This window comes from Amycolatopsis sp. NPDC088138 (genome assembly GCF_044741685.1).
GTDB lineage: Bacteria > Actinomycetota > Actinomycetes > Mycobacteriales > Pseudonocardiaceae > Amycolatopsis.
On sequence record NZ_JBIUTB010000008.1, the window covers coordinates 612,066 to 635,634 of the forward strand.

The 23,569-nt window shown below is 71.9% G+C and carries 31 protein-coding genes; 12 read left to right on the top strand and 19 right to left on the bottom strand.

What is annotated here, in order from left to right:
• Positions 1-16: 16 nt before the first annotated feature.
• Positions 17-352 carry a putative quinol monooxygenase gene (locus ACIOD2_RS43545; protein ID WP_400551352.1) on the bottom strand — a complete coding sequence of 112 codons (336 nt, stop codon included), beginning with the start codon at positions 350-352 and terminating at the stop codon, positions 17-19.
• Positions 353-414: 62 nt separating this feature from the next.
• Here ACIOD2_RS43545 and ACIOD2_RS43550 point away from each other — a divergent pair, with 62 nt between their 5' ends.
• On the top strand, positions 415-963 hold the full coding sequence (locus ACIOD2_RS43550) for a winged helix-turn-helix transcriptional regulator (RefSeq protein ID WP_400551354.1): 549 nt from the start codon (positions 415-417) through the stop codon (positions 961-963).
• Between the two features lie 6 nt (positions 964-969).
• Here ACIOD2_RS43550 and ACIOD2_RS43555 read toward each other — a convergent pair whose 3' ends face one another.
• Positions 970-1,932 (bottom strand): LysR family transcriptional regulator, encoded by a 963-nt coding sequence (locus ACIOD2_RS43555; RefSeq protein ID WP_400551355.1) that lies wholly within the window; start codon positions 1,930-1,932, stop codon positions 970-972.
• Positions 1,933-2,040: 108 nt separating this feature from the next.
• Here ACIOD2_RS43555 and ACIOD2_RS43560 point away from each other — a divergent pair, with 108 nt between their 5' ends.
• Genes ACIOD2_RS43560 through ACIOD2_RS43570 form a run of 3 tightly spaced genes read left to right on the top strand, consistent with a single transcriptional unit; the run spans position 2,041 to position 3,373 of the window.
• The gene (locus ACIOD2_RS43560) at positions 2,041-2,628 is read left to right on the top strand and encodes a hypothetical protein (protein ID WP_400551357.1); all 588 of its coding nucleotides are present in this window, start codon (positions 2,041-2,043) and stop codon (positions 2,626-2,628) included.
• Positions 2,625-2,996 carry an SgcJ/EcaC family oxidoreductase gene (locus tag ACIOD2_RS43565; protein ID WP_400551359.1) on the top strand — a complete coding sequence of 124 codons (372 nt, stop codon included), beginning with the start codon at positions 2,625-2,627 and terminating at the stop codon, positions 2,994-2,996. Before ACIOD2_RS43560 ends, ACIOD2_RS43565 begins: the two co-directional genes overlap by 4 nt.
• The gene (locus ACIOD2_RS43570) at positions 2,993-3,373 is read left to right on the top strand and encodes a VOC family protein (protein WP_400551360.1); all 381 of its coding nucleotides are present in this window, start codon (positions 2,993-2,995) and stop codon (positions 3,371-3,373) included. The genes ACIOD2_RS43565 and ACIOD2_RS43570 overlap by 4 nt, the downstream gene beginning before the upstream one ends.
• A 3-nt stretch (positions 3,374-3,376) precedes the next feature.
• Here ACIOD2_RS43570 and ACIOD2_RS43575 read toward each other — a convergent pair whose 3' ends face one another.
• The 6 genes from ACIOD2_RS43575 to ACIOD2_RS43600 form a co-directional block, all read right to left on the bottom strand.
• Positions 3,377-4,474, bottom strand: a complete 1,098-nt coding sequence (locus ACIOD2_RS43575; RefSeq protein ID WP_400551362.1) for a YeiH family protein — start codon at positions 4,472-4,474, stop codon at positions 3,377-3,379.
• A complete protein-coding gene (locus ACIOD2_RS43580) occupies positions 4,471-4,602 on the bottom strand; it encodes a hypothetical protein (RefSeq protein WP_400551364.1) in 132 nt (43 codons plus the stop codon). The genes ACIOD2_RS43575 and ACIOD2_RS43580 overlap by 4 nt, the downstream gene beginning before the upstream one ends.
• 119 nt (positions 4,603-4,721) lie before the next feature.
• The gene (locus ACIOD2_RS43585) at positions 4,722-5,843 is read right to left on the bottom strand and encodes an alpha/beta hydrolase family protein (protein ID WP_400551366.1); all 1,122 of its coding nucleotides are present in this window, start codon (positions 5,841-5,843) and stop codon (positions 4,722-4,724) included.
• 22 nt (positions 5,844-5,865) lie between these two features.
• Positions 5,866-6,855 carry a transporter gene (locus tag ACIOD2_RS43590; protein ID WP_400551367.1) on the bottom strand — a complete coding sequence of 330 codons (990 nt, stop codon included), beginning with the start codon at positions 6,853-6,855 and terminating at the stop codon, positions 5,866-5,868.
• Positions 6,852-7,733 carry an ABC transporter ATP-binding protein gene (locus ACIOD2_RS43595; protein ID WP_400551369.1) on the bottom strand — a complete coding sequence of 294 codons (882 nt, stop codon included), beginning with the start codon at positions 7,731-7,733 and terminating at the stop codon, positions 6,852-6,854. Before ACIOD2_RS43595 ends, ACIOD2_RS43590 begins: the two co-directional genes overlap by 4 nt.
• On the bottom strand, positions 7,730-8,122 hold the full coding sequence (locus tag ACIOD2_RS43600; RefSeq protein ID WP_400551371.1) for a GntR family transcriptional regulator: 393 nt from the start codon (positions 8,120-8,122) through the stop codon (positions 7,730-7,732). Before ACIOD2_RS43600 ends, ACIOD2_RS43595 begins: the two co-directional genes overlap by 4 nt.
• 158 nt (positions 8,123-8,280) lie before the next feature.
• On the opposite strand from ACIOD2_RS43600, the gene ACIOD2_RS43605 reads away from it, so the two are divergent.
• Together ACIOD2_RS43605 and ACIOD2_RS43610 are read left to right on the top strand one after the other, a co-directional pair.
• Complete coding sequence (locus ACIOD2_RS43605) at positions 8,281-8,430, top strand: hypothetical protein (RefSeq protein WP_400551373.1); 150 nt, start codon at positions 8,281-8,283, stop codon at positions 8,428-8,430.
• A gap of 33 nt (positions 8,431-8,463) precedes the next feature.
• Complete coding sequence (locus tag ACIOD2_RS43610) at positions 8,464-9,081, top strand: class I SAM-dependent methyltransferase (protein ID WP_400551375.1); 618 nt, start codon at positions 8,464-8,466, stop codon at positions 9,079-9,081.
• Here ACIOD2_RS43610 and ACIOD2_RS43615 read toward each other — a convergent pair.
• From ACIOD2_RS43615 to ACIOD2_RS43625, 3 genes are all read right to left on the bottom strand, one after another.
• Positions 9,078-9,464: a nuclear transport factor 2 family protein gene (locus ACIOD2_RS43615; protein ID WP_400551377.1), complete on the bottom strand. Its 387-nt coding sequence runs from the start codon at positions 9,462-9,464 to the stop codon at positions 9,078-9,080. The genes ACIOD2_RS43610 and ACIOD2_RS43615 overlap by 4 nt on opposite strands.
• The gene (locus ACIOD2_RS43620) at positions 9,461-9,745 is read right to left on the bottom strand and encodes a hypothetical protein (protein WP_400551378.1); all 285 of its coding nucleotides are present in this window, start codon (positions 9,743-9,745) and stop codon (positions 9,461-9,463) included. The genes ACIOD2_RS43615 and ACIOD2_RS43620 overlap by 4 nt, the downstream gene beginning before the upstream one ends.
• A 107-nt stretch (positions 9,746-9,852) precedes the next feature.
• Positions 9,853-10,761 (bottom strand): SDR family NAD(P)-dependent oxidoreductase, encoded by a 909-nt coding sequence (locus ACIOD2_RS43625; RefSeq protein WP_400551380.1) that lies wholly within the window; start codon positions 10,759-10,761, stop codon positions 9,853-9,855.
• 135 nt (positions 10,762-10,896) lie between these two features.
• Here ACIOD2_RS43625 and ACIOD2_RS43630 point away from each other — a divergent pair, with 135 nt between their 5' ends.
• Positions 10,897-11,565, top strand: coding sequence for a TetR/AcrR family transcriptional regulator (locus ACIOD2_RS43630; RefSeq protein WP_400551382.1), 669 nt, complete (start codon positions 10,897-10,899; stop codon positions 11,563-11,565).
• A 260-nt stretch (positions 11,566-11,825) separates the two neighbouring features.
• Here the strand turns inward: ACIOD2_RS43630 and ACIOD2_RS43635 are convergent, their stop codons facing one another.
• Positions 11,826-12,404: a TetR family transcriptional regulator gene (locus tag ACIOD2_RS43635; protein ID WP_400551383.1), complete on the bottom strand. Its 579-nt coding sequence runs from the start codon at positions 12,402-12,404 to the stop codon at positions 11,826-11,828.
• Positions 12,405-12,501: 97 nt separating this feature from the next.
• On the opposite strand from ACIOD2_RS43635, the gene ACIOD2_RS43640 reads away from it, so the two are divergent.
• Positions 12,502-13,398: an SDR family oxidoreductase gene (locus tag ACIOD2_RS43640; protein ID WP_400551385.1), complete on the top strand. Its 897-nt coding sequence runs from the start codon at positions 12,502-12,504 to the stop codon at positions 13,396-13,398.
• A gap of 48 nt (positions 13,399-13,446) precedes the next feature.
• On the opposite strand, the gene ACIOD2_RS43645 is transcribed toward ACIOD2_RS43640, so the two are convergent.
• Entirely contained in the window at positions 13,447-14,295 is an 849-nt protein-coding gene (locus ACIOD2_RS43645) for an SDR family oxidoreductase (RefSeq protein ID WP_400551386.1), read from the bottom strand.
• Between the two features lie 116 nt (positions 14,296-14,411).
• On the opposite strand from ACIOD2_RS43645, the gene ACIOD2_RS43650 reads away from it, so the two are divergent.
• Both ACIOD2_RS43650 and ACIOD2_RS43655 read left to right on the top strand, forming a co-directional pair.
• Positions 14,412-14,816, top strand: coding sequence for a winged helix-turn-helix transcriptional regulator (locus ACIOD2_RS43650; RefSeq protein ID WP_400551388.1), 405 nt, complete (start codon positions 14,412-14,414; stop codon positions 14,814-14,816).
• 65 nt (positions 14,817-14,881) lie between these two features.
• Positions 14,882-15,892 (top strand): TerC/Alx family metal homeostasis membrane protein, encoded by a 1,011-nt coding sequence (locus ACIOD2_RS43655; RefSeq protein WP_400551390.1) that lies wholly within the window; start codon positions 14,882-14,884, stop codon positions 15,890-15,892.
• A gap of 3 nt (positions 15,893-15,895) precedes the next feature.
• Here ACIOD2_RS43655 and ACIOD2_RS43660 read toward each other — a convergent pair whose 3' ends face one another.
• The 3 genes from ACIOD2_RS43660 to ACIOD2_RS43670 form a co-directional block, all read right to left on the bottom strand.
• A complete protein-coding gene (locus ACIOD2_RS43660; protein ID WP_400551392.1) occupies positions 15,896-16,897 on the bottom strand; it encodes a hypothetical protein in 1,002 nt (333 codons plus the stop codon).
• Positions 16,894-17,397: a SigE family RNA polymerase sigma factor gene (locus ACIOD2_RS43665; RefSeq protein ID WP_400551622.1), complete on the bottom strand. Its 504-nt coding sequence runs from the start codon at positions 17,395-17,397 to the stop codon at positions 16,894-16,896. Before ACIOD2_RS43665 ends, ACIOD2_RS43660 begins: the two co-directional genes overlap by 4 nt.
• A gap of 115 nt (positions 17,398-17,512) precedes the next feature.
• Complete coding sequence (locus tag ACIOD2_RS43670) at positions 17,513-17,866, bottom strand: hypothetical protein (RefSeq protein WP_400551393.1); 354 nt, start codon at positions 17,864-17,866, stop codon at positions 17,513-17,515.
• A 76-nt stretch (positions 17,867-17,942) separates the two neighbouring features.
• On the opposite strand from ACIOD2_RS43670, the gene ACIOD2_RS43675 reads away from it, so the two are divergent.
• Positions 17,943-18,572 (top strand): TetR/AcrR family transcriptional regulator, encoded by a 630-nt coding sequence (locus ACIOD2_RS43675; protein WP_400551395.1) that lies wholly within the window; start codon positions 17,943-17,945, stop codon positions 18,570-18,572.
• 3 nt (positions 18,573-18,575) lie between these two features.
• On the opposite strand, the gene ACIOD2_RS43680 is transcribed toward ACIOD2_RS43675, so the two are convergent.
• On the bottom strand, positions 18,576-19,295 hold the full coding sequence (locus ACIOD2_RS43680; RefSeq protein ID WP_400551397.1) for a TetR/AcrR family transcriptional regulator: 720 nt from the start codon (positions 19,293-19,295) through the stop codon (positions 18,576-18,578).
• Positions 19,296-19,383: 88 nt separating this feature from the next.
• Between ACIOD2_RS43680 and ACIOD2_RS43685 the strand changes: the two genes are divergently transcribed.
• Positions 19,384-20,916 carry an FAD-dependent monooxygenase gene (locus ACIOD2_RS43685; protein ID WP_400551399.1) on the top strand — a complete coding sequence of 511 codons (1,533 nt, stop codon included), beginning with the start codon at positions 19,384-19,386 and terminating at the stop codon, positions 20,914-20,916.
• A 97-nt stretch (positions 20,917-21,013) separates the two neighbouring features.
• On the opposite strand, the gene ACIOD2_RS43690 is transcribed toward ACIOD2_RS43685, so the two are convergent.
• Both ACIOD2_RS43690 and ACIOD2_RS43695 read right to left on the bottom strand, forming a co-directional pair.
• Positions 21,014-22,561, bottom strand: a complete 1,548-nt coding sequence (locus ACIOD2_RS43690) for an adenylate/guanylate cyclase domain-containing protein (protein WP_400551401.1) — start codon at positions 22,559-22,561, stop codon at positions 21,014-21,016.
• 201 nt (positions 22,562-22,762) lie between these two features.
• Positions 22,763-23,503 (bottom strand): sulfite exporter TauE/SafE family protein, encoded by a 741-nt coding sequence (locus tag ACIOD2_RS43695; RefSeq protein WP_400551403.1) that lies wholly within the window; start codon positions 23,501-23,503, stop codon positions 22,763-22,765.
• Between the last annotated feature and the right edge of the window lie 66 nt (positions 23,504-23,569).

The following is a 23,569-nucleotide window of genomic DNA, read 5'->3' on the forward strand; positions in this document are numbered from 1 at the left end:
AGAGGCAGTCCGGTGCTCACCGGGCCGTGGGGGCGCCGACGAGGGTGCCCCGCATGAGCCAGGTCGGGCCTTCGGCGTACCGGCTCGCCTCGGCGAAGAACGCGGTGAAGTAGGGCCCGCCGGCGTGGGTGTTGAACGCGTCCACGTCCGCGTAGACCTCGTTGAGGTAGAAGAGATCCGGGTTCTCCTCGTCCGCGACGACCTCGAACCGGTGCGAGCCGGGCTCGTGCGCGAGGGAGTCCTGTGCGGTCTTCGCGGCCAGCCGGACGAAGTCCTCGTGGTGGGACGGCGGGACGGTGAAGGAAACGACGAACTGGTACACGGGACGGCCTCCGACGGGTAGTTCGTTCATTGAACTACCTCACCGTAGCACGAGGCAGTTCAATGAACGAACTGCTGGTGTAAGCTGCGGGTATGGCACTTCCCAGCACCTACGCGGACCGCAACTGCTCGCTGGCGCGGGCGCTGGAGGTCGTCGGCGAGCGGTGGACGCTCATGATCGTCCGCGACGCGTTCTTCGGCGTGCGGCGGTTCGGGGACTTCGCCGCGCAGCTCGGGATCCCGCGCGCGGTCCTGACCAGCCGGCTGAAGTCCCTCGTGCAGGAGGGCGTGCTGGTCCGCGACGACGACGGCTCCGGCACCGTCGAGTACCGGCTCACGGACAAGGGTGTCGAGCTGTGGCCGGTCGTGCGCGCCCTGATGGGCTGGGGTGACGCGCACTACTCCCCGGCCGGGGTGAAGCGCGCCACCCGGCACGACCAGGACGGTGGCCTGCTCGACCAGGACGGCCGCTGCCAGGACTGCGGCGTGCTCGTCCCGGTCCCGGACATCCGGATCGAGCCCGGCCCCGGCTTCGTGGCGGCCGATTCCGAGCCCGACCGGGTGTCGTTCGCGATCAACACCCCACGACGTCTGCTGGAACCGGTCACGCGCCGCGCTGATCAGGTGTCCGAAGTGGACTGACGTGCGTCAGGGGAGGGCGAACGCGGATCCGCCGTCGTGCCACCACTTCAGGTAGAACCGGGAACTCTCGACCAGTGCGAGGTAGTCGTCCTCGACCTTGGCACACACCTCGTCGACGAGCGCGGCCAGCGGTGAGTCCGTGCGCCACGCGAGAACCACATTGCGGTGGAGCGGGGTGCCGGTCAGGGACAGCGTCGCGAGGCCGTCGCGCGCGGTGCCGACGGGGTAGAGCAGGCAGATTCCCCGGTTCTCGGCGGTGAGCGCGAACGCGACGTGCGCCTCCGTGGTGAGGTGCGCGATGTGCTGGTCGAACCCCGCCGCCGCGCAGACCCGGGCGAAGTACTCGTTCATCCCGCTGTCGTCGGGGTCGGGCATGACCCACTTCTCCTCGGCCAGGTCGGCCAGCTCGATCTCCCCGCGCTCCGCCAGCCGGTGCCGCTGCGAGACGCCGATGAAGAACGGCTCCCGCAGCAGCAGCCGGTGGGCCACGCCTTCGGGCGGGCGCAACGGGAATCCCGGGAACTCGCGCAGCACCGCGACGTCCAGTTCCCCGGAGCGCAGCAGCGCGGTGAGCGTGCCGGTCTCGCGGATCGTGCGGCTGGTCACCTCGCGCCCGGGCAGCATCGCGGTCAGCGCGTTGACCAGCAGGCTGAACTGCTGCGCCGGGATCCCGCCCACCTTCACCGGCGCGCCCGCCTCGGCCTGGGCGTTGACGCGGGCCGTGCGCTGCAGCGCGCCGAACTGGCGCAGCAGGTTGCGCGCGTCCCGCACCAGCTCGGCGCCGGTGTGGGTCGGCACGACGCCGTCGGCCGAGCGGACGAACAGCGCGCCGCCGACGAACTGCTCGATGCGCTTGAGCTGCGTGGTCACGGCCGGCTGGCTCAGGTGCAGCCGCGCCGCCGCGCGCCGCAGGCTGCCGGCGGCCGCGACCTCGACGACGAGCTCCAGGTGCCGGATCTCCAGTCGCATCCCGAAACATTATCGCCCGATGCAATAGGGCCGTTCCCGTGACGATCATGGTTGCCGGGCCGCGGCCCGGTTACGTTCCTCCGCGTGACAGCTCTGGGATGTGTGCCGATGACCGGGAGGCGGGCCCTGCCGGCCCTGTTCTCCGACGACGTGCTGCGCCGGTTCCTGGACGCGGCCGCCGCGGAGTACGTCTTCATCACCCCCGACGCGCCGAGACCCTGCTTCGGCGTGCTGCTCGGCACGGTCGCCGACGACGCGCTGCTGGTCTCGGACATCGCCTTCGGCCGCAACGCCCGCACGACGGATCCCAGCGCCCGGGCCGAGTTCGCGACGACGATCGTCCCGCGCTTCGGCTCCGCGTACGAGAACGCCGTCCGCGCGTGGTGGTTCGCACCCGAGGACCTGCTCCGCGTCTCGCGGGCCGCCGACGAACGGGGCCTCGACATCCTCGGGTCCATCCACCTGCACCCGGACTGGCACCGCCTCGGGCCGGCGTGCGAGCGCGACCGTCCCCTGAGCGACCGCCCGACCCCGATGGACGAGTACGTCTTCCGCAGCGCGGGCTGGCCGCTCAACGTCGTCTGCTACCTCGAACGGCAGCACGGCGGGTTCTACTATTCGCTGGCCGCGTGGGACGGCGACTGCGCACCGCTGTCGCTTCGGGTGCACGCCTCGGCTGCGGCGGTGAGCGTGTGACCGGCGACCGGATCCGCGCCCTGTGGGACACGATGGCGGCGGGCTGGGCCGACGGCGACGCCGCCCGGTTCGCCTCGGTCTTCGCCGCCGACGTCGACTTCGTGAACGTCCGCGGTGAGTGCGTTTCCGGCCGGGCCGCCGTCGAAGCGGGCCACGCGCGCCTGTTCGCCACGGCCTACCGCGGCACGACCCTGTCGGCTTCGGTGGTGTTGATCCGCCGGCTCGCCCCGGACCTCTCGCTGGTGCACGCGACGTCGGAAATCGCGCCCGCCGGTGTCGTGACGCACGCCCAGGCGCTCGTGCGCCACGACGGCTCGCCCGAGATCACCGCGTTCCACAACATGATCCCGAAAGGACCCACCCCATGACCCGTCCCCGGCTGCGGCACCTCGCGTTCGTCGTGCGGGACGCCGAGCGGATGGCCGCGTTCTACTGCGGGCAGTTCGGCATGGAGCTGTTCCACACCGATCCCGACGGCAGCCGCTTCGTGACCGACGGGTACCTCAACCTGGCCCTCATCCAGCAGCGGCTGGATGGCGACGTCGCGACCGGCTTCAACCACTTCGGCTTCCACGTCACGGACATCCCGCCGATCGCCGACCGCCTCGCCGAGGCCGGGCTGCCCCGCCCGGCCCTGCGCGGCGGCGACCGCCCGTTCGCCGAATACCGCGCGATCGACCCGGAGGGTAATTGGTTCGACCTGTCGGAGCACGGTTTCCTGCCGCCGGGCGTCGGTGCGGAGTAGCCGTCAGAACGTGAGCCACTGGGACGTCAGCAGCACCAGCCCGAGCGAGCAGGCCGCCACGACGACCAGGCCCAGTGCCGCGACGACCAGCGGGCGGAAACCGCTGCGGGCCATCTCCCGGAGGTCGAAGTTCAGGCCGACACCGGCGAAGCACAGCAGGAACGCCCACTTCGACAGGTTGCCCAGGCTCGTGACGTCGGCCTTGCCGAACACGTGCGCGGTGGCCAGCGCGGACACGGCGATGAAGCCGAGCACGAACTTGGGGAACGTGCGCCACACGAAGGCGACACGCTCCTTCGGTCCACTTGCGACAGCCTTGCCGCCGCGGGTGGACCAGTAGGCCGCGTACCCCAGGACGACGAGGCCGATCAGCGCGTTGCGGGTGCTCTTCACCGCGACGGCGACGTCCTGGGCGTGCGGGGAGTAGGCCGCGCCGGTCGCCGTCGTCTCCGCGGTGTTGTCCACGGCCAGCCCGGCCCACAGCCCGAACTGGGTGTCGGACAGGTTCAGCGCGTGCCCGATCAGCGGGAAGGTGAACAGCGCCACGGCGCCCAGCGCGAGGATCGCGGCGATGGCGTAACCGGAGTCCTCGTCGTCGGCGTCGATGGAGCCCTTGCCCGCGATGATCGCCGAGACACCGCAGATCGACGTCCCGATCGCCAGCAGGGACGACAGCTTCCCGCCGAGCTTGAAAGCCTTGCCCACCAGGAGGATCACCGTGGTGGCGACGGCCATGTCGACGAGGATCAGGCCGAGGCTGAGGCCGCCGAGCTTGGCCAGGTCGCCCAGCACGAACCGGGCGCCGAGCAGCACGATACCGGTCTTCAGCCAGAACTCGTACGTCGCCACCCCCGGCCGGAACGGGGCCGGCACGCCGATCGTGTTGCGGATGAGCAGCCCGAGGATGATCGCCCACAGCACGTACTCGAGGTCGGGCAGCGCGGTCCCGGTGGCCTTGCCGATGCTGCGGATCCCGTTCTGCGCCAGCGTTCCGACGACGCCGACCGCGACGAGCAGCAGCAAGCCGGGCAGGTAGCGCAGGACCGGGATCGCCGTCAGCCCACCGCGGCCGGTGGTGGTCGTGTCCGTCGGCGTGGTCATTTGACGAGGAAGGTGATCGTCGGCAGCAAGCCGAACGCGGCCAGCAGCACCAGCACGGCCGCGACCGCCACGGCGGCCCAGTCGGCGCTGATCCGGGGCGCCGGTTCGCGGTCTGAATCGGGACTCATGACTGCAGGACTGTAGGCGCCGGAAGGCTTCTTGGACAGGACGCGCCCGGTACGTCCAGAAAGTGGGACAAGAGGCGGCGACGGGGGAGCGGCCCGCTTCCCCCGCCGCCGGATCCCCCTTACCGGATGAAGCTCACTTCGGGATAGGCCGGCGACGGCGCGGCCAGCAGCGGCTGCGGCCGGCACCGCAGGTGCAGGTCGAAGACCGCCCGGACGTAGGCCCGCGTGACGGCCAGCGCGCGATCACCGCCGAGCGACGCGCCGACGTCGACCCCCAGCTGGCCGGCGAGCGGGCCGAGGTCGGTGAACGAGCTGTGCACCGTGCCGGACACCATGAGCCAGCGCTTCCAGCCGGTCAGGTGCGTCCAGTCGGTTTCCCAGTCGTCGTACGGGTTCGGCGTGCCCGGGGTGTAGTTGTCCAGGCTGCCCAGGAACAGGAAGGGCCGGGACAGCCCGGACGCGGGCAGCGGCACGTGGGTCGAGCCGTCGATGTCGATCCCGGCGCGGATCCGGGGGTCGGCGAGCATCGCCTGCAGGGTGTTGGCGCCGCCCGCGCTGTGCCCGGCCATGCCGATCCGCGCGGGGTCGATCAGCGTGCTGCCGCGCCACTTCGCGTGCGGCCCGGTCAGCTCGTCGAGCACGAACGACGTGTCGGCCGCCCGCGTTCCCGCCAGCTTTTCCCAGAACCCTGGCTGGTCGTCGACCTCACAGGCGGCGCAGTCCGTGACGTGGCCGTCGGGGAAGGTGGTGGCCCGGTTCTCGTAGGTGTGGTCGACGACCGTCACGACGTAGCCGTGGCTCGCCAGGTCCTCGGCCAGGCCGCTGAGCACGGCCCGGGGCTGGGTCCACCCCGGGGACAGCACGACCATCGGCAGGCTGTGGCGCCCTCCGGCGGCCGGTGCGTCGACGACGGCGTTGGTCCGCACGGTGCTCAGGACGTCCAGCGGCAGGCCGGGAATGGCCTCCCGCTCGAGGTTGCGCTCGGACTCCAGCGGCGTCATGTACGGCTTGGTCGGCCCGTGCGCCGAGGCCGCCGGGTAGAAGACGGAGACCATCAGCTCCCGGTAGGGCACCGAAGGCACCCAGGGATCCGGACGTGATGTGTCCTTAAGAGACAGTGAGGTGACGCCGACCGGTTGCGAGCCGGTCGGCCTGGGCAGGTACGGCGTCGTGCTTGCGGCCGCGGCGGGTGCCGCTGACAACGCCAGGCCCAAAGTGGTGGCGACGACGAGAGTGCGCATGGTTTCCCCCAGTGCGACGGGATCAGGACAGGTGGCGGATGCGGCGGAAGGTGAACCAGGTGAGCAGGGCCGACACGGCCAGCAGCAACGCGAGTTCGAGCCACTGCAACGGCCAGAACCGGGAGCCGGGCTGGTAGCTCAGGCGCTGGTGGTAGCCGTGGGTGTCCAGCTGCGCCATGCAGGCGTTGACGCCCCGCGGGTCCGGCGGGCCGCCCTTGTCGCCCGGTTTCGGCACGCAGTTCTGCACGAAGTCGGGCAGCGGGGTGACGACGTTGCCGGCCGGGTCGACGGTTTCGTTCGCCAGCAGCCACACCCCGGCCGGTGCTCCCACCCCGATCCCCTCGACCTGCCCGGACCCGTTCCCGTAGATGTTCCTGATGTCCGAGTCGGCGATCGCGACGTCCTGCTGCACCGCGGGAAGGAGGTACGGGCGCACGAACAACGGGACCGCGATCAGCACGGCGGCGAGCACCACGAGGGTGACGGCCATGGCGGCCACGGTCCGCCGCAGCACCATCCCGACGGCGACGCCGAGCACGAGCCCGAAGACCGCGTAGCCGATCGGGACGATGCCGCGCGCGGCGAACACCACCGGCGAGATGCGGGACAGCGTTTCACCGTCGGTCGCCGAGGCCGAGAGCGTGTCGATCGGGGACGCCCACCACGTCACGCCCAGGCTCAGCAGCCCGGCCGCCAGCGCCGCGGCCGGCACGCCGACCGCGAGCTTGGTCGTGAGCCACCGCTTGCGGGTGATGGTCTGGTTCCAGACCAGGCTGTGCGTGCCGTGTTCCAGCTCCCGCGTGATCATCGGCGCGCCCCAGAACAGGCCGATCGCCGCGGGCAGCAGGTACAACGCGAGGATCGTGCCGCCGTAGAGCGTGTCCTGGTCCGAGAAGTTCGTGCGGCCCACCAGGTCCGGCCCGGTGATCGCGAGGACCACGCCGATCACGAGCAGGGCGGCGAACACGGCCAGGGCGGGGACGCGGAGCTGGCGCCAGGCCAACCAGGTCATCGGAGCACCTCCAGGGCGGGGCGGGCGGCGGACGGGTTGCTCATGTACTCGAGGACCAGGTCCTCCAGGCCGATCTGCCCGACCGTCCACACGGGATCGAGGATCGGCGCCTCGGTGCGGACGAGCACCGTGGTCTGCCGGTCGGTGTGCTTCGCGGAGACGACGTGCTGGTCCGACGGCAGCGTGCCGACGTCGCGCAGCGGCCCGGACAGGCGGTGGTGCGTGGCGAGCAGCTCGTCGACCTCGCCCATCACCCGGACCTGGGAGGCCACCAGCACGACGAGGTGGTCGCAGACCCGTTCGAGGTCGTTGACCAGGTGCGAGGACATCACGACGGACAGCCCGTCCTCCGCGACGGCCTCCATGAGATCCTGCAGGAACTCCCGGCGTGCCAGCGGGTCGAGGGCGGCGACCGGTTCGTCGAGCAGCAGCAGCTCGGGCCGCTTCGCGATGCCGAGGGTCAGCGCCAGCTGGGCGCGCTGCCCGCCGGACAGCTTGCCGGCGGGCTGTTTCGGGTCCAGGCCGAGCCGTTCGATCCGCTTCTTGGCGAGCGCGGTGTCCCAGCGCGGGTTGAGGTGGGCGCCGAACCGCAGGTGCTCTTCGATCGTCAGGCCCGGGTAGACGGGCGTGTTCTGGGCGACGTACCCGACCTTGGCCAGCTGGTCCGGCCCGGAGCCGGGCACCCCGCCGCACACCTCGATCGTGCCGGTGGTCGGCTCGAGCATGCCGGAGGCGATGTTCAGCAGGGTCGACTTGCCGGCGCCGTTGGGCCCGACGAGCCCGGTGACGTGACCGGCCTCGATCTCGAGCGTGCAGCCGGACAACGCCCAGGTGCGCTTGTACTTCTTGCCCAGTCCCTGGGCACGCAGGACGGTCACGCTATGTCCTCTCTTGCGGAGTCGCGAAACGTGGACATCAACAGGGCCTCGATGCTCTCCTCGTCGAGACCGGCCTTGCGGGCCTGGGAAAGCCAGCGGTTCAGGTCGCGGCGCAACGGCCCGAGCGCCGCGAACGACACGTTGCCGAGCGTCCCGGTCACGAACGTGCCGACACCGGGCCGGGCCGAGACGAGGCCGTCGTGCTCCAGCTCCCGGTAGGCCTTGAGCACGGTGTTCGGGTTGATCGCGAGGTCCGCGACCACGTCCTTGACCTTCGGGAGCTGGTCACCCTCGTCCAGCAGGCCCAGCCGCAGCGCGTGCCGCACCTGCTGGACCAGCTGCTGGTACGGCGACAGGCCCGACCGGGCGTCCAGGTGGAATTCGATCATCGGCAACTCCATTTAACTAGGTGCCTAGTACTATAGCTAAACAGGGCGCGCCGGGCCAGAGGGTCTTGTCTCAGATTGAGACCCGGGCACCGCGCCGACCTGTGCTGTGATCTCAGGAGTCGTGGAAGCCTTGCCGCACAAGGGAACGGGGGTGCCGGATGCCGGACACCATGCAGGAGATCCGCCAGGCCGTGGACGACGAGCGCCGTCCCGAACCCGCCGACGACACGCACCTGGCGTGCCTCGAACGCGCCCGCCTGACCCCGGCCCTCGCGGGCTGGCAGCTCGACACCGACACCGACAGCTGACTTCCCGCGGCCGTTTCGTGGTTCTCTGAGGGCATGACGAAGGCGGAGCGGTGGACTCGGTACTGGGACCGCAAGTCCGCGACGTACGACGCGGAGATGGGGATCTGGGACCGCCGCCTCTTCGGTGACTCGCGGGAGTGGGCCTGCGGGCAGGCGGCGGGCGAGGTGCTCGAGGTCGCCGTCGGGACCGGGCTGAACCTGCCCTGTTATCCCGCGGACGTCGTGCTGACCGGGCTCGACCTGAGCGCCGGGATGCTCGGCATCGCCCGGGAACGGGCGCGCGGGCTCGGCCGGGAAGTGACGCTGCGCGAGGGCAGTGCCGACGGGATGCCGTTCGCCGACGCGTCCTTCGACACGGTGGTGTGCACGTTCGGGCTCTGCGCGATACCGGACCACGTGACGGCGGTGGGGGAGATGGTCCGGGTCCTGCGGCCCGGTGGGCGGCTGATCCTGGTGGACCACGTCGCGGCTTCGCCGTGGGTGGTGCGGGTGATGCAGTGGCTGGTGGAGCTGGCGAGCGTGCCGCTGGCCGGCGAGCACTTCCGGCGCCGGCCGTCGAAGGAGGTCGAGGCCCGCGGGCTGCCGATCGAACAGCGGGAGCGGTTCAAGCTGGGCCTGGTGGAACGGCTGGTCGCGCGCAAGCCCGGCTAACGCGGCGGGATCGGCTCGGCCAGCGCGGCTCTCGCGGGTGAGGCCGGGAAGGGATCGGCGAAGTACTGCGTCTCGTGCGTCACGAAGCCGCCGGTGAACTCCATGACGCTCACCGAGTGGGTGGCCGCGCCGTCGTAGGTGATGACGCACTCGCTCACCCAGAAGTCGCCGCCGCCCGAGATCCGGGAGATCGTGAAGTGCCGCTCGGCCGGGTGCCCGCCGCGTTGCGCCCGGATCTTCGCCCGGCCCCGGAAGCGCTCCCCGGACTGGGGGTAGTCCAGGATCGCGTCCTCGGCGTAGATCGCGTGCTCGGTGTTGATGTCCCCGCGCTCGGACGACGTCCAGTGCTCCGCGATCCGAGCCCGTGTTTCGGCGTCGCTCACCAGGCGGTCCCGCTCAGCCGGTCGGCTTCGGTCGTCCACAACCAGGCCTTGTGCAGGGCCTCGATGAGCCGCTCGTCGTCCTCCTCGGAGGGGTCGTCGCCCATCGGCAGCCAGGTCTCCTCGACCGGCGCCCCGTCGTGCTTGCGCTCGAGGAGGATCCCGAGGTACTCGAATTCCTCCGCGGGGGCCTGTTCGGCGGTGTCGTCACCCTGGCCGTCCCCTAGGCTGACGTGACGGGGCTGGGCGGCCACTTCGACCCGCCGAGCTCGACGTTCGGTCATCGGCACCCCAGCCTTCTCCGCGCGATACTGGAAAGTCGCGGGAAGGCCGGGTGCCGTTACACCGATGACGGTCTAAATGCCCTCATCCGCATCGGATTCGTGGTGTATCAGCCGACCGGGAACTTCACCCCGGTGAGCTCCTCCGAGACGGTCCACAGCCGCCGCTGGATCGCGACGTCGTAGGACTGCGGGCTGGACGCGGCCACCTTCGGGTACCCGCGGGACTCGCCGAGGCCGTCCGGCCCGTAGTACTGGCCGCCGAGGGCGCCGGGGTCGGTGGCGGCCCGCAGGAGGGGCAGCGCGCCGTGCGCCGAGTCGTGGGTGAACAGGGGAGCGGCCACGGAGAAGAGCCCGCGCAGGACCGCGGGGGTGTTGCGCATCAGCTCGGTGCGGGCCACCCCGGGGTGGGCGGCGAGGGCGACCGTGGTGCCGAGCGGCGCGAGCCGGCGCTGCAGCTCGTAGCCGAACATCAGGTTGGCGAGCTTGGACTGCCCGTAGGCCGCGACCCGGTCGTAGGAGTTCTCCCACTGCAGGTCGTCGAAGTGGATCCCGGCGCGGATGCGGTGGGCCTGGCTGGCGACGGCCACCACCCGCGAGCCGGCGACCGGCAGCAGGAGATCCAGCAGCAGGCCGGTGAGCGCGAAGTGCCCGAGGTGGTTGGTGCCGAACTGCAGCTCGAACCCCTCGCGGGTGGTCTGGCGCGGCGGGTACATGACACCGGCGTTGTTGACCAGCAGGTCGATCTTCGGCAGCGCGGTGTGCAGGTCGGCCGCGGCGGCGCGGACCGAGTCGAGCGACGCCAGGTCCAGCTCCTGCACGGTGACGTCGGCGCCCGAGCCGAAGCGGGCCGCGGCCTGCTTGCCCTTTTCGACGTCGCGCACGGCCAGCACCACCGACGCCCCGCGCTCGGCGAGCACCCGGGCGGTCTCGAACCCCAGGCCGGTGTTGGCGCCGGTGACGACGGCCACCCGGCCGGTCTGGTCCGGGACGTCGCGGTCGGTCCAGTTCTTGCCCATGTCGGTTCCCCTTGGTCGGGTTCGGCCCTTGCGGACCGGCGGTCTGTTATGTCATCGACGTTAAGGAACCGACGGTCTATTGTCAAGAGACCGCCAGTCTTTAACTTTGGGCGTCCGGCGGTTACCCTGTGTGGCATGACGTTCCAGCGAGCGCGCAGCGCGGAGCAGCGGGAGGAGCGGCGCCGCACGATCCTCGACACGGCGCTCGGGATGCTCGACGAGATGCCGGTGGCCGAGGTGACCCTCAACGAGCTCAGCCGCCGGGTCGGGCTGGCCAAGTCGAACGTGCTGCGCTACTTCGAATCCCGCGAGGCCGTGCTGCTCGAACTGCTGGACCGCGCCCTCGGGAGCTGGCTCGCCGAAGTGGCCGTGGAGCTGGCCGACGGCGTCGACCCGAGCCTGTCCGTGCGGGAGCGGGGCGACCGGTTCTCGGCGGTCGCGGCCCGTTCGCTGGCCGGGCACGCGGTGCTGTGCGACCTCATCGGCGCGCAGGCCGGTGTCCTGGAACACAACGTGTCCGTCGACGTCGTCGTGCGCTTCAAGCGTTCCGCGCTCGCCGGTCTCGACGAGATGGCCGCGCTCGTGCACCGGTACGTGCCGGAGACGGGGGACGAGGCGAAGTCGGTGTGCTTCCTGGCGATGGTCATGACCGGTGGGCTGTGGACGCAGTGCCGGCCCTCGGCCAGCATGCTCGCCGCTTACGAGCTGGACCCGGCTTTGGCCGCGTTCCGCGTGGAGCTGGCGCCCGCGCTGGAGCACGGTCTCGCCACGCTGATCGCGGGAGCCGTCGCGCGGAACAGCTGACCCGCCCGACTGGCACGCCGGCGGTCCGCAGGTCGTAGCGGGCGGCTCGCCGAGTCCTAAGTGGACCCGGCGCCCGCCCCGGAATACGGCCTCGCGACGTTGATCGCGGGCGCCGTCGCGCGGAACAGCTGACCCGGCGGGTCAGGAAAGCCGGTGGCCCGCTGGCCATAGCGGGCGGCCGCCGAGTCCGAAGTGGACCCGGCGCCCGCCCCGGAACACAGCCTCGCGACGCTGATCGCGGTAGCAGCCGGCCCGGCGGGTCAGGACGCAGGCGGCCCGGCGGTGACGGTGCGCAGCTCGCCGAGCACGCTGTCCGCGATGTCGGCCAGCGAGCGCTCCTCGCCCTCGTGGATCCACTGTCCGAACGCGATCCCGAACACCGTCACCCCCGACTGTGCCGCGAGGGTGGCCGCGGGTTCGGTGACTCCGCGGGCCCGGAGCGCGTCGGCGAGGGTGGTGGCGAGGCTGGCCAGCTTGTGCAGCTCCCGTTCCTGCAGCGCCGGGTTCCGGTCGATCACGGACTGACGGGTGCGGGAGTACGGGCGGCGCTCGTCCGGGAAGAAGACCGTCGCGGCGTGCAGTGCGGCGACGATGACCTCCAGCGGGGACGCCTCCGGCGGCGCGGCGTCGACGCCGTCGAGGAACGCCTGGGCGAACAGCTGCTGCCCGTGGAAGAGGACCTCGCGCTTGTCGCTGAAATGGCGGAAGAAGGTGCGCTCGGTCAGGCCGACGGACTGCGCGATCTCCGCGGCGGTCGTCTCTTCGAAGCCGCGCTCGGCGTACAGCTCGAGCGCGGCCCGCTGCAGCCGTTCCGGGGTTCCCGGTTCCCAACGCACCATGTCCTCGAGTCTAGTGATGACAGCGGCTGACTTCAGGGCGTATGGTCGATGTCAGTGACCGACATCGGTCACTGACATCATCGAAGGAGCTCACCTCATGCGCGTTTTCGTCACCGGAGCCTCGGGCTGGATCGGCTCCGCCGTCGTCGACGACCTGCTCGCGACCGGCCACGAGGTCACCGGCCTGGCCAGGTCCGACGCGTCGGCCGCGGCCATCGAGGCGAAGGGCGCCCGCGTCCGCCGCGGCGATCTCGACGACCTGGACGGCATCCGCGCCGGCGCGGTGGACGCCGACGCCGTCATCCACCTGGCCAACAAGCACGACTTCGCGAACCAGGCCGTGTCGAACGCGGCCGAACGGGCCGCCGTCCAGACCATCGGCGAAGCCCTGGAAGGGACCGGACGCCCGTTCCTGCTGGCCTCCGGGATCGCCGCGCTCACCCAGGGCCGGCCGGCCACCGAGGACGACGCGTCCCCGTTCCACGGCCCGGACTCCCCGCGCGGCGGCGCCGAAAACCTCGCGCTCGAGTTCGCCGAACGCGGGGTGCACCCGGTGAGCCTGCGGTTCTCACCGACCGTTCACGGCACCGGCGACCACGGGTTCATCGCGATCCTCTCGGCGATCGCCCGCGAGAAGGGCGTCTCCGGGTACCCCGGCGACGGGACCAACCGCTGGGCCGCCGTGCACGTGGCCGACGCGGCCCGCCTCGTCACCCTCGGCCTCGAGAAGGCGCCCGCGGGCAGCCGCCTGCACGCCGTCGCCGAGCAGGGTGTGCCGACCCGCGAGATCGCGGAGGCCATCGGCCGCGCGTTCGACCTGCCGGTCGCCTCCATCGCGGCCGACGACGTCCAGGACCACTACGGCTGGATCGGCGGCTTCTTCGCCATGGACCTCCTCGCGTCCAGCGTCCGGACGCGCGAGCTGCTCGGCTGGGCGCCTGCCGGACCGACCCTCATCGAGGATCTCGACGCGGGCGCGTATTCGGGGCGGTGAAACGGCTTCCTGACGGCGTGACCCAGGGGGCCACGCCGTCAGGGGCCTTCAGTTCTTGACCAGCGCGGCGACGGCGTCGGCCGGCGGGGTCGTCGGACGCCCGATCAGGGCGCTCAGGTCGCCCGTGGTGGTGGCCAGTTCGCCGTCGCGGATGCCGCGGTCGGCGTCGACCAGCATGTCGGCCACCGGCTCGGGCAGGCCCGCCGCGACGAGCAGTTCCCGGTGCTGTGCCGGGGAAACGTCCTGGTAGGTCACCGGCTTCCCGGCGGCCTCGCTGATCGCCGCGGCGAACTCGGCGTAGCCGAACGGGGTGTCCCCGGCGAGCTCGTAGGTCTTCCCGGCGTGCCCGTCGCCGGTCAGGACGGCGACGGCCGCGTCCGCGAAGTCGGCCCGCGGGACCGCGCCCAGGCGGGCGTCACCGGCGCTGCCGGTGAACGATCCGGTGGCCAGCGCCTGCTGCACCGTCTGGGCGTAGTTCTCGGTGTACCAGCCGTTGCGCAGAAAGGTGAACGGGATGCCCGCGTCGCGGATCAGCTGCTCGGTCGCCTTGTGGTCGGGCGCGACGAACAGCTTCGTCGTGTCGGCGGCCAGCACGCTGGTGTAGACGAGGTGGCGCACACCCGCCTCCTGAGCGGCCTTGACGACCGCTTCGTGCTGGGCGAGCCGCTGACCGGGGGTGCTGCTCGAGATCAGCAGCACCTTCTCCGCGCCCGCGAAGGCGGTCGCGAGGGTCTCGGGCCGGTCGTAGTCGGCCTCGCGGACCTGCGCGCCCCGCGCCGCGAGGTCGTCGGCCTTGCGGGGGTCGCGCACGGCGGCGACGACCTGGCTGTTCCGGTCGAGCAGGCCGTCCACGACCAGTCGGCCGAGGTGTCCGGTGGCGCCGGTGACCACGATCATGCGTAGCTCCTCAAGTCGGTTGCTTACCTTGAGAGTGTACTAACTTTGAGAAAGTGCAAACCGATGGTGAGTACCGTCACTGGGGATTGTGCGGTGTGCCCGGTACCGTGGGAGGCATGACGGAAGCGCCGGAGTGGGTGGACGAGCACGGGCGGGTGCTGTTCGACGTCTTCGCGCAGGCGTGCACGTCCCGCTCCACGCTCGAGCACATCACCGGGCGGTGGGGGATCCTCGCGATGGCCGCCCTCTACGACGGCACGTTCCGGTTCAACGCGCTGCGCCGCCGTGTCTCGGGCGTCAGCGAGAAGATGCTGGCGCAGACCCTGCAGGCCCTGGAACGCGACGGTTTCGTGCTGCGCGAGGCGCAGCCGACCATCCCGCCGAAGGTCGAGTACAGCCTCACCCCGCGCGGCCGCCGCACCGCGGAGCTGCTCGTCGCGCTGATCCGCGACGTCGAGGGCCAGATGCCGGACGTGCTGACCGCGAACGAGGAGTACGACACCCGGCGTTCGGAAGCCTGACCGGCACCGTCCACTGTGGAGTCCGGGTGCGCGGTGGCGCGCTTCCCCCTACGATCGCGGCAAGGATGCCCGAGCGGGGGAGCGGAATGGACATCGGCGCCGGCACCTGGCTGGTCACCCTGGCCGTGATCCTCGGCCTGCTCGCCCTCGACCTGGTGCTCGCCGCCGTCCGGCCGCACAAGGTCGGGTTCCGCGAAGCGATCGCGTGGTCGGTTGGCTACATCCTCGTCGCGGTGGTGTTCGGGGTGTGGCTGACGCTGGCGCACGGCGGTGAGTTCGGCACCGAGTACTTCGCCGGCTACATCGTCGAGAAGAGCCTGTCGGTCGACAACCTGTTCGTGTTCGTCATCATCATGACCACGTTCGCCGTCCCGGAGGAGCACCAGCACAAGGTGCTCACCTTCGGGATCGTGCTCGCCCTGGTGATGCGCGGGATCTTCATCGCGGTCGGCGCGACGCTGCTTTCCCTGTTCTCGTTCATGTTCCTGCTGTTCGGCCTGCTGCTGATCTACACCGGTGTGCAGCTGTTCCGCCACCGCGACGAGGACCCCGACGTCGAGAACAACATCGTCGTCCGCACGGCCCGCCGGGTGCTGCCCCTGTCGGAGGACTACGACGGCGGCCGGCTGACGACGAAGGTGGCGGGCCGTCGGCTGGTGACGCCGCTCGTGGTGGTGCTCGTCGCGATCGGAGGGGTCGACCTGCTGTTCGCCCTGGACTCGATCCCGGCGGTCTTCGGCGTCACCGACGAGCCGTACATCGTCTTCGCCGCCAACGCGTTCGCGCTGCTGGGCCTGCGCGCGCTGTACTTCCTCGTCAAGGGGCTGCTCGACCGGCTCGTCTACCTCTCGACCGGGCTCGCGGTGATCCTCGCGTTCATCGGCGTGAAGCTGATCCTGCACTGGGCGCACGTCGACATCGACGACGGCTTCCCGGAGATCCCCACCCCGCTCAGCCTCGGCGTGATCCTCGGCATCCTCGCCGTGGTCACGGTGGCCAGCCTGCTCAAGACCCGCCGGGACCCGGGTGCGAAGGCGCACCCGGGATCCCTGCGGGGCTCGGATCCCGAACCCTGACCCTCAGCCGATCACGTGCGTGGTCCAGTTCTTCTCGTCGGGCCCGAGCAGGGTGATCCGGTCGAGCAGGCCCTGGAGGCCGCCGACCGACTCCAGTCCCGCGGCCGCCGGGCGGTCGACGGTGACGCACGCCTTCAGCCCGTTCTTCGTGGTGCACTTCGGCTTGCCCATCTTCGGCGGGAACCCGCCGGGCGGCGCGACCTCGATCACCACGTTCGCACCGTTCACCGAGTAGTAGAGCTGCAGCTTCCACGGGGTGCCGTCCTGGTCGGGCCGCCGCCACAGCTGCCCGTCGGCGAGGTGGAACCCCGGCGGCAGGCTGCTGACGTGCAGGGGCAGCGGCACGGCCTTGTTCCCGAAGGTGACTTCGCCCGCGACGCGCACCAGCGACTGCTGCACCTCCGGGAAGTCGAGGTAGTACCCGTGCAGCTCGGCCCAGCGGCCGTCCGCGGTCAGCCAGCGCAGGTAGGCGTCACCGCCGTTGATCGGGTCCTCGGGATTGGCGGTGACCCAGTAACCGGTCCGGTCGCCGATCCGCGCCGGAACGCTCACCGCGCGTCCGCCCAGCTGGTTCCGGTGGTCGAGCGGCGGTTCCTTGTCGTAGACGGTCAGCCAGATCATCGGCGCCAGGTCGCCCCGGCCGATGGCCAGCGAGTAGTCACCGTGCGCGCCGACGCCGTATTCGACGCCGGTGAACACGCTGGGCAGCCAGCCGAAGCTCGCCTTCGCGACCAGGGGGTCGTCGGTGGGCGCGGGCGCGATCGAGACCACCGGCGGCTGCGGCGGCCGGGCGACGGGCGCGTCGGGGGCGGGGGAACGGGTGAGCGTCACGGCGGTCAGGCCACCGGCGATCACGACCGCGGCGCACCCCGCGACCGTCGCGGCCGTGCGCAGCCGACGACGGCGGCCACCGACCCGGCGGGCCCGGTCGAGGTCGAGCACCATCGGCGGGGCGGGTTCTTCGGTGAGTTCCTTGAGGCGCACGGCCAGGTCGTCGACGGTCACGCGGTTGCCTCCGGGGTGCTGAGGGACTCGGTGGGCAGCAGGCCACGCAGCGTTTCCACGGCCCGGGAGGTCTGGCTCTTGACGGTGCCGGCGGAGCAGCCGAGGGTCTTCGCGACCTCCTCGACCGGCAGGTCGCAGAAGTACCGGAGCACGACGGTCGCCCGCTGCCGCGGCGGCAGCAGGTCGATCGCGGCCCGCAGGTCGAGCGCCGTCTCGACGTCGGAACGCGCCACAGGCGGCGGATCGTGGTCGGCCGAGCGCAGGTCGACCAGCCGCCACCACGACGTCCGCTGCTCGGCCAGGAAGGTGTTCACCAGCGTCCGGCGCGCGTAGCCGTCCAGGTTGTCGGCCCGGGCGGCGCGGTGCCAGTTCGTGTAGAGCCTGGTGACGGCCGTCTGGACCAGGTCGTCGGCCCGGTGCCAGTCCCCGCAGAGCAGGAAGGCGACCTTGCGCAGCCAGGGGGCCCGTTCCGCCACGTAGTCGGTGAACCCCGTGTCCACGGGCACCGCGCCCATCGGCGCCACCTCACTTCTTCTCGGCCTCGCTGCGCTCTGACACCCCTCTGATGCCGCGCGGTGCCGGGAAGGTTGCACGAGAGCGTCGAAGTGGCGCCGGTCACGGGGTCAGCTGCACCGTGACCGTCACACCCGCCTTCGGGTCCTCGCGGGCGATCGCGTGCCCGGAGCGGTCGCCGCCGTCCAGCTCGACGGTGATCGGGCCGCCTTCGCCGGTGAAGTTGCGCCACCAGTTCTTCTTGCCCGGGATGCGGACGCCGATCACGACCGTGTCGCCCGTGTGCCGGTAGCCCACCGGGATGCTGAACGTGCGGCCCGAGCGCCGTCCGGTGTAGGTCACGATCGTCAGGTGCCGCCGCACGGCCGCGCCCCAGCGGCGTGACGAGCGCAGCGCCACCACCCGTCGGTTGAACCCCTCGACCGCGCGGTCGACCAGCTGGCCGTTCGTCCTCATCGGACCTCCTTTTCGTTGTCCGCCAACGTAGCCGGACAATCGGACAGGTCTGTCCACTTGGCGTAAAGTGAGAAGGATGAGCGCGGACCCTTCTCACCCGGCGCCGCTGCGGCGGGACGCCCGGCTCAACCGCGAGCGCATCGTCGAGGTGGCCCACGACCTGTTCGCCCGCCGGGGCCTCGACGTGCCGATGGCGGCCGTCGCCCGGCACGCGGGGGTCGGGATGGCCACGCTGTACCGCCGCTTCCCGACCAAGGAGGCGCTGGTCGGCGAGGTGTTCTCGCACCAGTTCGACACCTGCGTCGCCGTCGTGGACGACGCCCTGGCCGATCCGGACCCGTGGCGCGGGTTCGTCACCGTCGTGGAGAAGGTGGGGGAGATGCAGGCGTGCGACCGCGGTTTCAGCGCCGCCGTCGCCGCCGCGTTCCCGGCCGCGACGGACGTCTCCGCGGAACGCGACCGGGCGGTCCGCCGCTTCGCCGAGCTGGTCGACCGCGCCAAGGCGGCGGGGAAGCTCCGGGCCGACTTCGCGCTCAGCGACCTGGAGCTGGTGCTGATGGCCAACGACGGCGTCGCGGCCGATGCGGGGGAGGCCACGCGGGTGGCGTCGCGGCGGCTGGTCGCCTACCTGCTGAACTCGTTCCGGGCCGAGCACGCCGGCACGCCGCTGCCGCCGCCCGCACCGCTGAGCGTGGTCAAGATCTGAGCGTCACGGCAGGTGGGCGGCGATGCCCGCCAGCACCCGTTCCAGCCCGGCTTCGAACCACCGGTCGCGGCGGTCGGCCGCGTGCGGCGTCTCGGCTTCGACCATCACCCGGGTGAGCCGTGGGTACCGGCCGCTGCCCATGATCATCGGCCCGTACTCGCCCTCGCGTTCCATCCACTGCTCGTGGTCGAGCCCCGAGAGCCGCGCCGCTTCCTGGTCGCCGAGCTCGCTCTGCACGTGACCGAGGACGAACGACGAGAGCGTGCCGAGGTTGGCGAGCAGCTCGTCGGTGCCGAGGTCGAGGCCGTCGAAGGCGGAGAGCGTCAGTTCCGTCCACCACAGGCTGTTCGGGCCGTGGTTGGGCCGGCCCGAGGCCAGCGCGGGGAACCACGGGTGCCGCAGCGCGGTCTCCCGCATCAGGCGGGCGATCGTGCGCAGCGCGTCCCGCCAGTCCGCGGGCAGCACGGTGCCGCGCAGCTCGCCGGTGACCTCGTCGCCCATCAGCTGCAGGATCTCGTCCTTTTTGGACACGTACCGGTAGAGCGACGTCGTGCCGGTGCCCAGGTCGGCGGCGATCCGCCGCATCGAGACGGCGTCGAGCCCCTCGGTGTCGGCGATCTTGATGCCGGCGGCGGCGACGTCGTGGCGGGTGTGGGCCGGTTTCGGCCCGCGTGTCCCGTATTCGGGACGCAGCCAGAGCGGCGGGCGGTCGTTCGCCGGCACAGGACCTCCTCGGATATTGCGAACACTGTACCCAGTTCGCTACGGTGGCGATACCGAGAACAGTGTTTCCGGGTTTCTGGGGGAGTTCATGGACTACGACGTCGTGATCGCGGGTGCCGGGCCGGTCGGCCTGATGCTGGCCTGCGAGCTGAGGCTGGGCGGGGTGCGGGTGCTGGTCGTCGAGCGCGAGGCGGAGACGCCGCGCTCACGGTTCGGCTCGATGGGCGCTCGCGCCCTCAACTCGCCGTCGGTGCACGCGCTGCACCTGCGCGGCCTGCTGCCCGCCGTCGAGAGCGCGGCCGCGATGTGGCTCGGCACGGACTTCGAGCCGCCGTCGTCGGAGCCGGGCGAGGCGGGGGAGCGGCCGGACGTCTTCGTCGGGCACTTCGCCGGGATCGGCATCCGCGCCGACCGGCTGCGCCCGCCAGGCCCGGGGGAAGAGTTCCTCGGGGCCGGGGTGATCGCCCAGGCCGACCTGGAGGCGATCTTCGAGCGCCGGGCGGCCGAGCTGGAGGTCGAGGTGCGGCGCGGGGTTTCCGTGACCGCATTCGAGTCCGATGTGGATAGTGTTACCGTCCACTTCGAACAGGATGTGATCCGAGCCGGGTGGCTGGTGGGCGCCGACGGCGGGCGCAGCACGGTGCGTCGGCTGGCCGGGATCGACTTCCCCGGTGTGGACCCGGTTTTCACCGGCCGCCAGGCTGTCGTCGACCTCGACGACCCGGGCAAGCTCGTCGCGGACGGCTGGCAGCAGAGCGAGCACGGGTCCTATGTGGTCGGTGGCTGGGCCGACGGCGACGGCCCGCCCCGGGTGCACACCGTCGAGTACACCCCGCCGCCCGACCGGGACGCGCCGGTGACGGCGGCGGAGATCCAGGACAGCCTGCGGCGGGTCAGCGGCACGGACGTGACCGTCACGCGGGTGCACGTCGCCACCCGTTACGCCGACACGACCCGGCAGGCCACGACGTACCGGCGGGGCCGGGTGCTGCTGTGCGGCGACGCGGCCCACGTGCACTCGCCGGCCGGCGGGCAGGGGCTCAACCTGGGCCTCGGCGACGCGGTCAACCTGGGGTGGAAGCTCGCGCTCGTCACGCGGGGCGCCGCGCCGGAGGAGCTGCTGGACACCTACACCGCCGAGCGGCACCCGATCGGGGCGTGGGTGCAGCGCTGGAGCCTGGCGCAGACGGCGCTGAGCGCGGGGCGGGGCCCGCGCGCGGACGCGCTGCGCGAGGTCGTGGCCGACCTGCTCGACACCCCCGACGGCGCCACGTACGTCGTGTCGAAGGTCGGCGGCGCCTGGCAGCACTACGACCTGCCGGGCGACTTCCCGCTGATCGGCCGTCGGGTGCCGGACCTGCCGCTGGACGACGGGACGACGCTGGCGCCCCGCTTCCGCGACGGCCGCGCGGTGCTGCTCGACACGGGCATGGGCGCCGCCGAGGTGGCGGCGGAGTGGGGCGACCGGATCGAGCTGGTGACGGCGAGCCCGCTGGCCTTCCCGGACCAGAAGCTGGCCGCGCTGATGCGCCCGGACGGCTACATGGCCTGGGCCGCCGTCGGCGGCGAGGTGCCCGGACTCCGCGAAGCGCTGACGACCTGGCTCGGCCCACCCGCTTGACCCGGGTTTCCCGCCGGTGCCAGCAAGTCCGTGAAGGCCACATCGAGGGACTCAGAGTCCCTCGATGTGGCCTTCACGGACATCGGCCGGGTGGGGGTCAGGTGCGCAGGGTGGCCAGCGTTGTCGGGCGGGTGCGGCCGCGCAGGGTGACGTCCTCGGACGCCTGCCAGCACGCCGCCTCGTCGGTCGCCGCCGACTCGACCGCCGCCCACGACGCCAGCAGGCGGCCGTCGGCGTTCTTCGCCAGCTCCGTCAAGCGAGCCGCCTCGTTGACCGGGTCGCCGATCACCGTGTACTCGAAACGGTGCGGGTCGCCGACGTTGCCCGCCACCGCGTCGCCCGTCGCGACGCCGATGCCCGCCGGGCAGTCCGGGACCTCGGCGGCCAGCCGGGCGGCGATCGCGCGGCCGGCGGCCAGCGCGCACGTCGCGTGGTCGTCCAGGGGCGTCGGCGCCCCGAAGATCGCCAGAACGGCGTCGCCGACGAACTTGTTGACCAGCCCGTGGTGGCGGTCGACCTCGTCGACGACCACCGCGAAGAACCGGTTGAGCAGCCCGACCACCTCCTCGGGCGGGCGGCTCGCGGCCAGCGCCGTCGAGCCGACGACGTCGACGAACAGCACCGAGACCGTGCGGACGGTGCCGCCGAGCTCGGCAGACGTCCGCATCGCTTCGACCGCGACCTCCCGGCCGACGTGCCTGCCGAACAGGTCCCGCATCCGCTCGCGTTCCCGCAGCCCGGCGGCCATCCCGTTGAACCCGGCCTGCAGCAGGCCGAGCTCGGTGCCGTCGTAGACCGGGATCTCGCCGCCGAAGTCGCCGGCCCGCACCCGGGCCAGCGCGTCCTGGACCGACCGGATCGGGTTCACGACGGCGCGGGCGGTGAACACCGTGACCAGCAGGCCGAAGCACAGCACCACCAGCCCGAGCGCGATCACCGACACGGCGAGCTTCGTGGTCGACACGTCGCCGCGCACCCAGGCCAGCACCGCGGTGACGACCAGCCCGGCGACCGGGACACCGGTGCCCAGGCACCAGAACAGCAGCATCCGCAGGTTGACGCCGCCGCTGAGCGGCCGCGCCGGGGTGGTGCCCGCCAGGGCCCGCGCCGCGTACGGCCGCAGGGCGAACTCGCCGAAGAGGTAGGCGATCGCGCAGACGACGACACTCGCGAACGCGACGACGAGGAACACGGTCAGCGCGACGCCGGGCTGCAGGAGCGCGGCCAGCCCGGCGAACACCACGGTCGCCACCCCCCACAGGACCGCCTGCATGAGCGTCAGGCGCAGGGGGACACGCAGGCTGGCGGCGCGCTCGGCGTCGCTCGGACGGCGTCCCTCGGCCGCCCAGCGGAGCGTCCGCAGGGCGCCCCGGGTGCCCCAGAGAGCGCCGACGACGACCGCGGACACGACGTAAGCGGGCACCGCGACCGCCGTGGCGTGCACGAGGTCGCCGGACAGGCCCGGAGCCGGCATGAGCAGGGCCGCGAGCCCGACCACGACCAGCGCCCCGATGACGTTGGTGGCGACCAGGGTGAGGGTGAGCAGCCGCTGGACGCGCCGGCGCAGCACGGAGACGTCCTGGTCGAGCGGCCCGAGCAGCCCGGAGCCGAAGGGCCCGGCTGGTGATTCGCTGGAGAGGTGCACCGGTTCCCGCCGATCGACACACGATTGAGTGAACGACTGTACACCGAAGTGCTGCCGGGATCTGGCGCGGCGCGCCCGGGTTCACGCCGACGGGTGGTTCAGATCAGGATGGTGGCCGGCGCCGCGTCCAGCAACCCGAGGTAGGCGATCGCGTGCGTGCGGTCCGGAGTGCCGCCGGGATCGGGTGTGGCGCGCGCGGGTTCACAGCAGGATGGTGACCAGCGCCGCGCCCAGCAACCCGAGGTAAGCCACGGCGTGCGCGCGGTCCGGGATGGCGGGCGACCACCGCCGCAGCAGGGCGATCGTCGGCAGCGAACCGGCGAGCAGCAGGCCTGCCGCGGCCGGGTCGATCGCCGGGGGGCCGGGCGAGGCCAGGTAGACGGCCGTCGCCACCGCGGCCACCGGGAGGCTGAGGGGGTTGGCCAGCGCGGTCGCGTCGCTCATCGGCAGGCCGCGCCGCCGCAGCAGCGGCACGGTCAGGACACTGCCGCCGACCCCCAGGAACGCCGCCACCGCACCGATTCCGAGGCCGCCGGCGGTGACCGTGGCCCGGCTCAGCGGCCGCCGCTCGCCGCCGCCGACGAAGCCGCGTCGCAGGAGGCTGTCGAGGATCGTCGCCGCCAGGTACGCCGCGAACAGCGCGTGCAGCACGCCGTCCGGGACGCTCGTCGCGGCCAGCGCGCCGAGGCCCGCGCCGGCGGCGACGAACGCGGCCAGCGGCCAGACGTACTCCCGGTGCAGCCGTCCCGCCCGCGCCACGGTGACCGTCGCGCCGAGTGAGTTGACGAGCATCACCGCGGCGGACGTCCCGATCGCGACGTGCATCGCGCCCGGGCCCGTCGCGGCCACGGCGTAGACCACCGGGACCGTCACGAAGCCGCCGCCGAAACCGAAGAGCGCCGTGGTGACGCCGCTGAGGACACCCAGTCCGAAAAGGAGCACGTCCCGGAACGCTACGGCGGGCGCGCCTGGCGGGCATTCGATGATCGGCCACCTCCTTCCGAGTTC